At 37.1% G+C, this 10,296-nt stretch carries 10 protein-coding genes and 2 pseudogenes; 4 read left to right on the forward strand and 8 right to left on the reverse strand.

Going from position 1 to position 10,296, the window contains the following annotated elements; genetic code table 11:
• Positions 1-110: 110 nt before the first annotated feature.
• Positions 111-1,436 (reverse strand): hypothetical protein, encoded by a 1,326-nt coding sequence (locus tag ACFSBH_RS13350; RefSeq protein WP_379597981.1) that lies wholly within the window; start codon positions 1,434-1,436, stop codon positions 111-113.
• On the reverse strand, positions 1,429-1,953 hold the full coding sequence (locus ACFSBH_RS13355; protein ID WP_379597983.1) for a sigma-70 family RNA polymerase sigma factor: 525 nt from the start codon (positions 1,951-1,953) through the stop codon (positions 1,429-1,431). Before ACFSBH_RS13355 ends, ACFSBH_RS13350 begins: the two co-directional genes overlap by 8 nt.
• Before the next feature lie 269 nt (positions 1,954-2,222).
• Between ACFSBH_RS13355 and ACFSBH_RS13360 the strand changes: the two genes are divergently transcribed.
• From ACFSBH_RS13360 to ACFSBH_RS13370, 3 genes are all read left to right on the forward strand, one after another.
• Positions 2,223-2,798 (forward strand): TetR/AcrR family transcriptional regulator, encoded by a 576-nt coding sequence (locus ACFSBH_RS13360; RefSeq protein WP_379597985.1) that lies wholly within the window; start codon positions 2,223-2,225, stop codon positions 2,796-2,798.
• A 249-nt stretch (positions 2,799-3,047) separates the two neighbouring features.
• A complete protein-coding gene (locus tag ACFSBH_RS13365) occupies positions 3,048-3,752 on the forward strand; it encodes an ArsR/SmtB family transcription factor (RefSeq protein WP_379597987.1) in 705 nt (234 codons plus the stop codon).
• A gap of 904 nt (positions 3,753-4,656) precedes the next feature.
• Entirely contained in the window at positions 4,657-4,800 is a 144-nt protein-coding gene (locus ACFSBH_RS13370) for a hypothetical protein (protein WP_379597989.1), read from the forward strand.
• Positions 4,801-4,858: 58 nt separating this feature from the next.
• Here the strand turns inward: ACFSBH_RS13370 and ACFSBH_RS13375 are convergent.
• From ACFSBH_RS13375 to ACFSBH_RS13400, 6 genes and pseudogenes are all read right to left on the reverse strand, one after another.
• Positions 4,859-4,981: pseudogene (locus ACFSBH_RS13375) on the reverse strand (DsrE/DsrF/DrsH-like family protein); the annotation flags it as partial.
• A gap of 109 nt (positions 4,982-5,090) precedes the next feature.
• Positions 5,091-5,642: a carbonic anhydrase gene (locus ACFSBH_RS13380; RefSeq protein WP_126430608.1), complete on the reverse strand. Its 552-nt coding sequence runs from the start codon at positions 5,640-5,642 to the stop codon at positions 5,091-5,093.
• A 5-nt stretch (positions 5,643-5,647) separates the two neighbouring features.
• Positions 5,648-7,315: a SulP family inorganic anion transporter gene (locus tag ACFSBH_RS13385; protein WP_379597991.1), complete on the reverse strand. Its 1,668-nt coding sequence runs from the start codon at positions 7,313-7,315 to the stop codon at positions 5,648-5,650.
• Positions 7,316-7,341: 26 nt separating this feature from the next.
• Positions 7,342-7,446, reverse strand: a pseudogene (locus ACFSBH_RS13390) (sulfurtransferase TusA family protein); the annotation flags it as partial.
• Between the two features lie 62 nt (positions 7,447-7,508).
• Positions 7,509-7,904 (reverse strand): DsrE/DsrF/DrsH-like family protein, encoded by a 396-nt coding sequence (locus tag ACFSBH_RS13395; RefSeq protein WP_126430605.1) that lies wholly within the window; start codon positions 7,902-7,904, stop codon positions 7,509-7,511.
• 17 nt (positions 7,905-7,921) lie between these two features.
• Positions 7,922-8,494: a sulfurtransferase TusA family protein gene (locus ACFSBH_RS13400; RefSeq protein WP_379597993.1), complete on the reverse strand. Its 573-nt coding sequence runs from the start codon at positions 8,492-8,494 to the stop codon at positions 7,922-7,924.
• A gap of 317 nt (positions 8,495-8,811) precedes the next feature.
• On the opposite strand from ACFSBH_RS13400, the gene ACFSBH_RS13405 reads away from it, so the two are divergent.
• On the forward strand, positions 8,812-10,071 hold the full coding sequence (locus ACFSBH_RS13405; protein WP_126430603.1) for a glycoside hydrolase family 18 protein: 1,260 nt from the start codon (positions 8,812-8,814) through the stop codon (positions 10,069-10,071).
• The last annotated feature ends 225 nt before the right edge of the window (positions 10,072-10,296 follow it).

Genomic DNA, 10,296 nt, shown 5'->3' on the forward strand with positions numbered 1-10,296 from the left:
AAGACCGATAATGATAAATTTGACTCAAAAAAGGATCCTAGCAAAGTTTTGATTGCTTGGATCCTTTTTAATTACTGTTTTCGGCTAGTTATGTCCCAGCCTCTAGAGTTTTAAAGGTCTATTTCCGTATCATCAATGTTTATCGATTTAACCTTCGAAAGATCTAAAGGTAAAGGTGAGAGAAATTTAACGATAACCTCTTCATTTTCAATAAAACCAGTCATGAAATCCAGTGTTTGAACAGAGCCATCGTTCATTATTACATCCACTTCCAATTGGGTGGACTCATTGAATTTACTGCTTCCATATAGTGTTACACCTAGTGGTGAAATAGACACACTGTTTGATGTCCATGTGCCGAAATCTTTCTTGAAATCATAGGTTAATTTCTCTCCAACTGACTGCAATCTAAAGGTCGTGTTCCAGTCGCCTTCTATATGATTTCCGTTTGATACAAAATGCCCCAGAAGTTCCTGTTCGTCAACGTCCATACTATTCTTTTCAAAAATATACTCTGTGTATTCATTCCCGTAATTAGTTTTACCTGAACCATCTAATCCAAAATTAACGGAAGAAGAATATATCTCATTACCCAGCTCATCAACGAAATAAAAATATCCATGGGCATCTATATCATTCCCTGTCCACTCCACTTGAATATGAAGACGATCGTCAATGAAGCCTATATTAGTAATATTTATAAAGTCAACTCCCGGTAGCTGAATATTGGTTTCGCTCGGTTTTAATACCTGGATTACTTTTTGTGCCTCTAATTGTTCTAACAAAACCCCTCCCCCACCTGATGTGTTGTTCATATCTAGTGGAATTATTTTGGGTGGATTATTTATTATCTCCGCGAGATCAGCTTCTACTTCTACCTCATGTGTTTGTTTATCGCTCAGGAAGGAGTCAATACGAAAGTTCACTTTACTACCATCCAATTCTTCCCCACCATTTGCCTGAATCCGTAGTGTAGCGGTATTCGATGTTTCATCATAATCTACGAGTTGACTAGTATTCATGTGAGCTCCAGTAAAAGAATAATCATAAAGATCAAGCGTTTCATCAATCCTATCACCGATTAAATCTTGCATAGTAACATAGATGACTGCCATTTCATCATCATTCATTGCGGCAACTACTTCCATTTTTATACCGTTACTTTCACTAATACCGCTCTTACTGTCAATGGGCTGAAGCATTAACGCAATTTCTGGACTAACGTTAGCCAGTAAATTATTAAGGCTAGGTATATATGCTGCTCCAACCCCAGCCGAAAACATCAAGGTTAACGAAGCGACTACTGGGAACATTAACTTTTTCAATTTACTTTTTGGTTTTTCTGACTTTGCCTGCATGACACCAAGTTTTGCGCGATTATGCAGCTCTTTTGGAATTTCTATTTTCTCTAACTCAAGTTTAATCTTATCACTCACAACTATCGACCTCCTTATACTCTTTGCGAAGCTTATTTAACGCACGGTAAAGTATCGATTTCGCTGTTCCTAATGGTATGTCCAACACCTCTGCAATTTCTTTAAACGTATGATCTTGATAATACCTTAACAGTACGACGCTTTTCTCATCCTCTTCCAATGAATCAATCATGTCTTGGATAGATAGAGAAAGAGGAATGTCCTCATCTTCTAAGTCGTGAAATTCTTCAAAGTTAGGATCCAATTGAATGACCTTCTTATTTTTATTGACGGTGTTGATTGCACAATTAATCGTGATTCTAATGAGCCATGTTTTTAAAAATTGTGGTTCGTTCAATGTATCTATCTTTTTAAATGAATGATATGCTACTTCTTGCACTACATCTAACGCATCTTCTTTGTTTTTGACATAGACGAAAGCCATTCGATAAATCTCTTCTTCATATTGTTGAAACAGCTTCAAAAAGGCTCTGTCATTTCCTTTTTGAGCTTTTTTTACTAAGCGAATAATCACCATTCACCCTCTCATTTTGTGCCTTACATCTATTAGACAAAACCAAGTCCAATTTGGCTTAAATTTTCCATAAAAAAATAACCGTCCAAAAATAAAGGACAATGATTTAAAAATAATAAATAATCTTTTATTTATAATTATAACCTTATAAACAGTCCTCGATAAAATATCCCTCTACTTTTCCTATGAAAATTCGATTGACAAAATTATTAAAGAACTCTAAAATGACTTGGAAGTCAAAAATGACTCGAAAGTCATTCTAGGGGTGCATTATGAATAGAAGGCAAGAGAAATTTAATAATAGGCACAAGTTAATCCTGGAGAAAGCTGAAGAAATAATTAAAAAACAAGGATACATTAATTTCACCATGGATGAAGTTGCGAAAGCTGTTGACATAGCTAAAGGTACTCTTTATCTCCACTTTAAATCCAAAGAAGAGTTAGTTTACAATTTAGTACATCCGAAGATGCTCCAGTTATTAAATGATGTTAAAAAGATAGTAAATAAAGAAACAGACTTTATCCTCAAGTTAAACAGATTAATTTCAGGCCTATTTTCAAGTAGTTATTTCCAGTTTGTTGTATTAAGTTTTCCTGATATGAGTGCTGTATTTCAAAAAGATACTTCGAGCGAGTTAGAATTAATCCAAAAGGAAATTATTAAAAATTTTATAAGCCTTATTAATTCTGGTAATGAGAATAATTTACTGAATGGGGTACCGTCAGGAAAATGCGGATTTACAACGTTAAGCAAAAGTATAGAAAAAATCGGTTCCTTACAACGTTTAGGAACCGATTTTTTCATTTGGCTTGTTAATGTTCCATATCCACAACTAATATCGAAGTAGTTTTCAATGTCGGTCGTTAATTCCAATGTTTGCAACATGAAAATTTGGTCAAATAAATTACTCCACATTCCCTGATTAGGTAAATCAGACACTCTATACCTCATTTTTTTCTCCTCTTTGTGAATAATAAAATATATCTAATTTTTATCACCTGTATTCTTCAATTTAGCGAACCACTTTACAAATCAAATTATATATTGTACAATTCAACTATTCAATCAATTAGTTGAATAGATTAGAGGTGATGATTTGGAGTCTAGAGAATTTAAAGACCTTGTATACAGTCAATTCACTCGAATTAGTAAAGCTCTCTCTAGTCCAAAGCGCTTTGAGTTATTAGATTATTTATCTCAAGGACCCAAAACAGTGGAGCGATTATCTAAAGAAGCAAAAATGTCTGTAGCCAATACGTCAAAACATCTTCAGTCACTGCTAGAAGCTAAATTAGTTAAATTTAGCAAGGACAAAAACTTTGTCTACTACTCTTTAGCAGATGATAACGTAGTCAAACTTTTGCGTTCAGTTAAAAATTTAGCTGAAATGCAGTTTAGCGATATTACACACGTAAGAAAAGACTATATAGAAAGAAATGAAAAGATTAAAATAGTGCAACTTAAAGATATGTTGGAAGAAATACAAAATGGTGAGGCTGTTCTAATCGATGTTAGACCAGAAGATGAATATAAAAGCCAACATATTACGGGAGCACTATCGATGCCTGTTCTAGACTTGGAAGAACATATTTCTTCTCTTCCAAAAAATAAAAAAATCATTGCTTATTGTCGCGGACCATATTGTGCTTTTGCCACACAAGCTGTTGAAACATTAAACTCCCTTGGATACGAAGCACCCAAGCTTTCTCCTAATTCCCTTGTTTTGGTACCAAATTGGGCATATCCATTAACTAAATTTTGTGTACCATCACCTAAATTTTCCTGGGCACCAATCAATTGAGCAAATCCCTTATTTAACTCGGCTAGTTGTCCTTCTATATCAGGAAGCTGTATCTCACCTAATTCAGGAAGCTCTGGACTATCAAATATGGGCGGGTTAGTTCTTTCGAATTCAGGAAGTTCCGCACCCCCGAGATTGGGCATTTCTAAGCCTTCTTGTTTAGGAAATCCAATCTTCTGATTATTTTGAGCGTTTTCACTCATCTCTGTACCAATCTCAATTAATTTACTTCCCATCGTATCTAGACCCTTAATTACTTCTTCAATACCTTCTTGAAATTTTTCGCCTTGTTTATTTGCCATTTCTTCCACAAGCGTGACAGGGCTTAAAATACTATAAATAGAATCACTCGTGTGTAAAGCATTCTCAAGCCCTTTCATATGAGCTAAGTTTTCGGGCGTTAATAAATGATCCGATTCATATAGCACAATGACGGATTCTCCTCCAAACTCTTCTTCTAACATTAAGTTATCCTGATATACGTCTGTATTACTCTTCACCAATGTATCATTTCCTGTAGCTATAAATACATTTCTGACCCCACTTACTAACAGAGTGACAACGATAACTGTAATAAATATTGACTTTATTGGAAAACTTTCTAATAAACTAGCAAGCCTTTTTAACATATTCATGCATTTCCTCCCTCTATAGTGAATGTTAGTGGTAACTTACACCCACAAAAATTTTTTTGTAAGTAGTCACTAACATTCATAATAACAACAATAATTGAGGCTGTAAAGAAATCAATTTTTTACAGCAATACACTAGCGTTGCATTAATTAAAAACAGTAATTCAAAATACTAACAATATTCAATAATTACCAGTTTAGACAACAAAAAATCCTTTACAATGGGGAGGTCAGGTGGTTCCTGTCCAAATCCAACGTAAAGGATATCAACTATGGACAAGAATACACTATTTTCATCATTTGGTAAATGGGTCTTTCCCATAAATACGGAAAAACTTAATGAACAAGTCGAGTATCTTAAACAGGATTACTATACAAAGAAATTGACGACAGAAGTATATCTGATTACCAAATAAAAAAGGACATTCCGCCTTTTAGTTGGTCTTTGATTATTGACCAAATTTCTAAAAAGGAGAATGTCCTTCTGTTTCTTATTTTAATATCATAGGCCGCTGCACCATTAGCAATGATGAAGGCTGCCATCGCTTTGTCATAATCTCCGCTAAATAAAATAATGTTTGTCTTTTTAGTTTCCATTTCTCATCTCACTCTCCATATACACCCCAGGGGATATTAATTATTAAAAAAAATACATATTCCTTATCCTAATTGAATGATATACCCATATGGGTATATAGTCAAGAGTTTAAACTAAACTTTCCAATTCTCCTGATTCAACATGGAATAAACAGCCTCTTACTCCAACGCCTTTCCCATAGGTTTTAAAAATTGGGTGTTTTTTTAGGTTATCCACTTGTTTTAACACATTAATCTTTGTTAATTCATCTATAGTCATGTCTTTTGACACATCTTTCTGCGGCAAATCTTTCCGTATCTTGGATAGCCAAGTTTGTAATTCTTCATCATCGTTATCTGACCAGGCTGCTTTGATTCCACCACAATCCGTGTGTCCTTTCACAATTATTTCCTTTACCTCCAAATACTTTAAAGCGTAATAAAGACTTGCGGAGAAACTTTCATCCTCAACAGCAACTTGGTTAGCGATATTTCGATGCACAAACATGTATCCAAGGGGCATTTCGGTAATGATTGACGGGCTGACACGGGAGTCGCTGCAAGATAAAACGAGAAATTCCGGCTTTTGGCCTTCTTTAAGTTTATTGAAATAGAGTGGATCGCGCTCTTTTATTTTGCGGATAAACTCTGCATTTTTTTTTTGCAGTTCTTGTTTTTCCATCAAACTTACCCCTCTCCCTCAATATCTGCCATAGCTTGTTCAATTGATAAATATTTTATATGATCACCAAATTTTTCATCCCATTGGGCTTTTTTCATTAAATCCATGACCGGACCTTTAATTGCTGCAATCTTAAACCGGATTTCCCCTTTGCCGCACGATTTCAATATTTCCTCAAGGGCGTGTATTGCAACAGCATCTATCGTGTTTACACCGGAAAAATCAAGAACAATCCATTTTGTTTGAGGCCTTTCCCCCACTGCCTCACATAGTTTGTTTTCAAGAAATGTCATATTTGCAAAATAAAGCGGTGAATCAACCCTGAAAATAAGCACCTCAGGGTGTACATCGGCCTCAGGGTATCGTTTGATGTTCCGGAAAACATTTTCTTTCCGCAAATAACCTAGTTCCGCTACGTGTGGATATGCGCTTCTTCCGATAAAAACGACTAAAGAAAATGCTAATCCAAACAAAATTCCTTGCTCAATACCAATGGCTAAAGTGGCAATAAATGTAATGACCCATGTCCAACCGTCCGTTTTCTGGATTTTAAATAAATACCGCGGTTCTTTCACATCAATCAAATTAATGACCGCTACTATTATTATGGCCGCCAATACGGCATTTGGAAGATAATAGAAAAATCCTGTGAAAAATAATAGTGTTAATATGATTAAAACGGCAGTAATAATCGAAGCGAGCGGTGTCCTTGCTCCAGCCTGATAGTTTACAGCAGACCGTGAAAAACCACCCGTCACCGGGTAGGCGGAAAAGAATGAACCAGCCACATTCGCCAATCCCAAACCAACCAGTTCTCTGTTCGGGACAACTTTATACTTTTCTTTTACCGCAATTGCCTTGGCCATTGCTATGGACTCCATGAAGCCAATAAATGAAATCGTCAAAGCAATCGGAAGCAGCGCCATGATTGAATCAATGTTAAATGCAGGCATTGAAAAAGTGGGTAGACCTTTTGGCACTTCTCCCACAATTCTCACTCCATGGCTATCCATGTGAAAAGCGGCGGCGACTACAATGCTCAATCCAACTACGACAAGCGGACCTGGTATTTTAGGTGCTGCTTTTTTTAAGCCAACTAGGAGCAGGATGCTTCCTATTCCAATAACAAAAGTAGGTATATGGACTTCTGTTAGTTTGTTTATTACTTCCCATATGACTAATAATACATTTTCCGCTTCAATACTAATGCCCAATAAACCCTTCAGTTGACTGAATCCAATGATAATTGCGGCTGCACTTGTAAATGCGCTTATTACCGCATGAGAAAGAAAGTTAACCATGAAACCGAGTCGAAACAATCCCATTAAAAACTGAATCAACCCAATCATCAACATTAACAGCAATGCCAATGATATATATTCTTCTGTACCAGGTTCAGCAAGAGTGGAAACTCCAGCCAAAACTAACAAGGAAACCATTGCAACCGGCCCGACAGCCAGTTGGCGCGACGTCCCAAATAATGCATAAATGATCAGAGGTATTGTTGACGCATATAACCCAATAACAGGAGGAAGTCCAGCCAGCATTGCATACGCCATTCCTTGAGGTATAAGCATGACAGCTACGATAATCCCAGCCGAAAGGTCTCCGCTTAAATCCGACTTTTTGTAGTCTGACATCCAGTTCAACGCCGGAAATAGCCTTTTTAGCATATTTTCTCCCCCTCGTATATTATGTTTTCCAACACCTGACCTGATTCCAACTCATTGATCGCCTTTTTTGTTCGAACGATTGGCATTGGACAAGCAAGTCCTTTTGCATCTAGAATTTTATCTGTATTCATTTCAAAAATTCCTCTCCCTCTTTTTGTCTTTTTAATTTGGAATCTTCCTGTGCATTGGATATTTAGAACGTCAATGTAATATCAGCATCAGAAGCATAATGAATGAAACTTGCGGCACCTGCTACTTCAATTCCATCAACAAACGCATCCTTTTCCAATTCCATGACATCCATTGTCATCTGACAAGCGATCAACTTCACACCCATTTCACGTGCCATCTCAACAAGATCAGGAATAGGCGGAACATTTTGCTTTTTAAAGCCTTCCTGGAAATGCTCGCGTCCCTCAGGAATAGGGAGCTGTTTGTGCCCTTCTTTATGAATTAGATTCAATCCTTCAAATGTAAAGAAAATACCCACTTCCGCATCACTTGCCGCAGCCGCGGTTGCGACATTAAACACTTTGTAAGCATCAAATAAACTGCCATTGCTTGAAATAATCGCTACCTTTTTTGCCATTTCATATTCCTCCCAATTTAATTGTTCCTTTCAATCGGATTGGACCATTCAACCATGCCTTGAACAACATTTTTCACATTTGAAAAACCTTTTTCTTCAAGCATCTTGCATGCCAAGTCACTTCGGTTACCGGAGCGGCACACCACGTATACTTCACTATCTTTATCCAGTTTATCCATCTGCTCTTCCAGTTCGCCCAGTGGGATGGAGATGGCAGTGGGAATGTGTCCGAAGCTGTATTCCGCTTGTTCACGAACATCCAGGATCACGATCTCTTCCCTGGCTTCCAACTTTTGCTGCAATTCATCATTTTGAATGACGTGAGGATATTTCTTCTCTTCGTTCACCTCTTCTGAACCGGCTTTACGAAGATAATGCTTTAATACTTCCCCATCCTCAGTTGTCCCCAGGTACTGATGTCCGCTACTTTTGGCCCAAGCCTCAAGATCAGCTTTGGATCCTTTATCCGTCGCCTGGATTTCAATGACCTGACCGGGTTCCAGTTCGTTAACGGCCTTTTTAGTTCTTACAATCGGCATTGGACAAGCAAGTCCTTTTGCATCTAAAACTTGGTCGGCTCTTATCGTCATAAGTATCCCTCCAATTTTATATTGTATTGTTGGCAAATAAGCTTTTGTTTAAGTAAAAAAAGTAGTAGTTGAAGATCATACCCCTCCTTATCACTAACATTCCCTTCTTTTTTGAAAAATATGTATATAATAGCGACACAAAAAATAAAAGTCAATAGCAAACTGTAATGAAGAACTGTTTTACAGCTTTTTGTTAGAGACAACTTAAAAAACAATCGGGTTACTGGGTTACTACCAAGCGTATATATTGGCAAGGAAGTGAATACCATTTATTAATTGTTTTTTCGCAAAAAGATGACTGATTAGGAGGCTTCAATTTGTTTATTCATACCGTTCAACCCGGAGATTCTTTATTTTCCATCAGTGGCAAGTACCGTACTTCAGTAGAACAACTGCGCAGTGTCAATGGTTTAGAAATAACAAATATAGTTCCAGGCCAAGCTCTGCTTATACCGCTTTATGTATATACTGTTCAACCCGGAGATTCACTAACGAGTATAGCAAGAAAAGCAATTGTGCCATTAGAGCAATTACGTGAGGCCAATCCCACAATTAATCCCAATGTACTACAGCCCGGAATGCAAATAACGATCCCCAATATAGCAAAATATATTAGTTCATTGAGTTATTATGTTCTTCGAAGTCCTGAACGAGATCGTATGTTAATTAATAATTTCGCGCCCTATTCCACATACATTTCAATCTTTGACTACCAATTTGCTCCAAATGGGGATATTACTAACGATTTAAATGACTTAGTTGCAATTGAAGAAACTTGGAGAAATAGAGTTACACCACTAGCGACGATTACTAATTTAGTCCCGAAAGGCTTCAGTACTGAACTTGCTCATCAAGTCCTAAATAATCCTATATCAAGAACAAACCTTATCAATAATATCCATTATTTGGTAACAAGAAAAGGGTATGGTGGTGTGAATATTGATTTTGAACGTGTCGGTGCTCAAGATCGGGATCTTTTTACAGGATTTTTGCGTCAATTAGGGGAGCGTCTTAGTCCAGAAGGCTATGCGTTAACAATCGCTGTTCCTGCAAAAACTAGCGATAATATCCCTTGGTTAGAAGGGTATGATTACGGAGGAATTGGGGCTGTTGTAGATATTATGTTTATTATGGCATATGATTGGCACTATGCAGGAAGTGGGCCAGGACCAGTAGCGCCAATCACTGAAGTTCAAAATACTATTGAATTTGCAATCAACAATGTACAACGGAGCAAAATTATTCTCGGAGTGCCACTATACGGCTATGATTGGAAAATACCGTATGAGCCGGGTATAGTAGCATCCGCTATATCCAACCAGAGGGCCATAAATACTGCTATGAGGCATCAGTCACCGATTCAATATTCCGAAGAAGTTGCAACACCATTTTTTCAATATAGAGACGATCAGGGACAAACGCATGAAGTATGGTTTGAAGATGTCAGAAGTATGGGTGAAAAGATGAAGTTAGTCCAGGACTATAATTTACAAGGAATAGGTGCATGGCAATTAACCCTCGGATTTGCAGCAGGACCATATATTTTCACAAAATTTTTCACCGCCAAAAAGGTCTAAGGATGTAAGTCTTTGCTCCAACATAGTCCCTTAATTGATAAAATATCACTTTTTTAAAAAAAGGGGGCCGGGGCCAGAGCCAGATAAAAACTAAACGTATGCCCCCAGAATTTACCCAAGGGTGGCGACCCCTAAAAGTTAGAGTTTTTATTATGCAGCTGATTGGCTGGATTGAGTTCGGTATTCTATCGGACTTAATCCAGCCAATTTTGCTTTGGTTCGTAC

This window comes from Oceanobacillus luteolus, from assembly GCF_042678205.1.
In the GTDB taxonomy this organism is placed as follows: domain Bacteria; phylum Bacillota; class Bacilli; order Bacillales; family Amphibacillaceae; genus Oceanobacillus; species Oceanobacillus luteolus.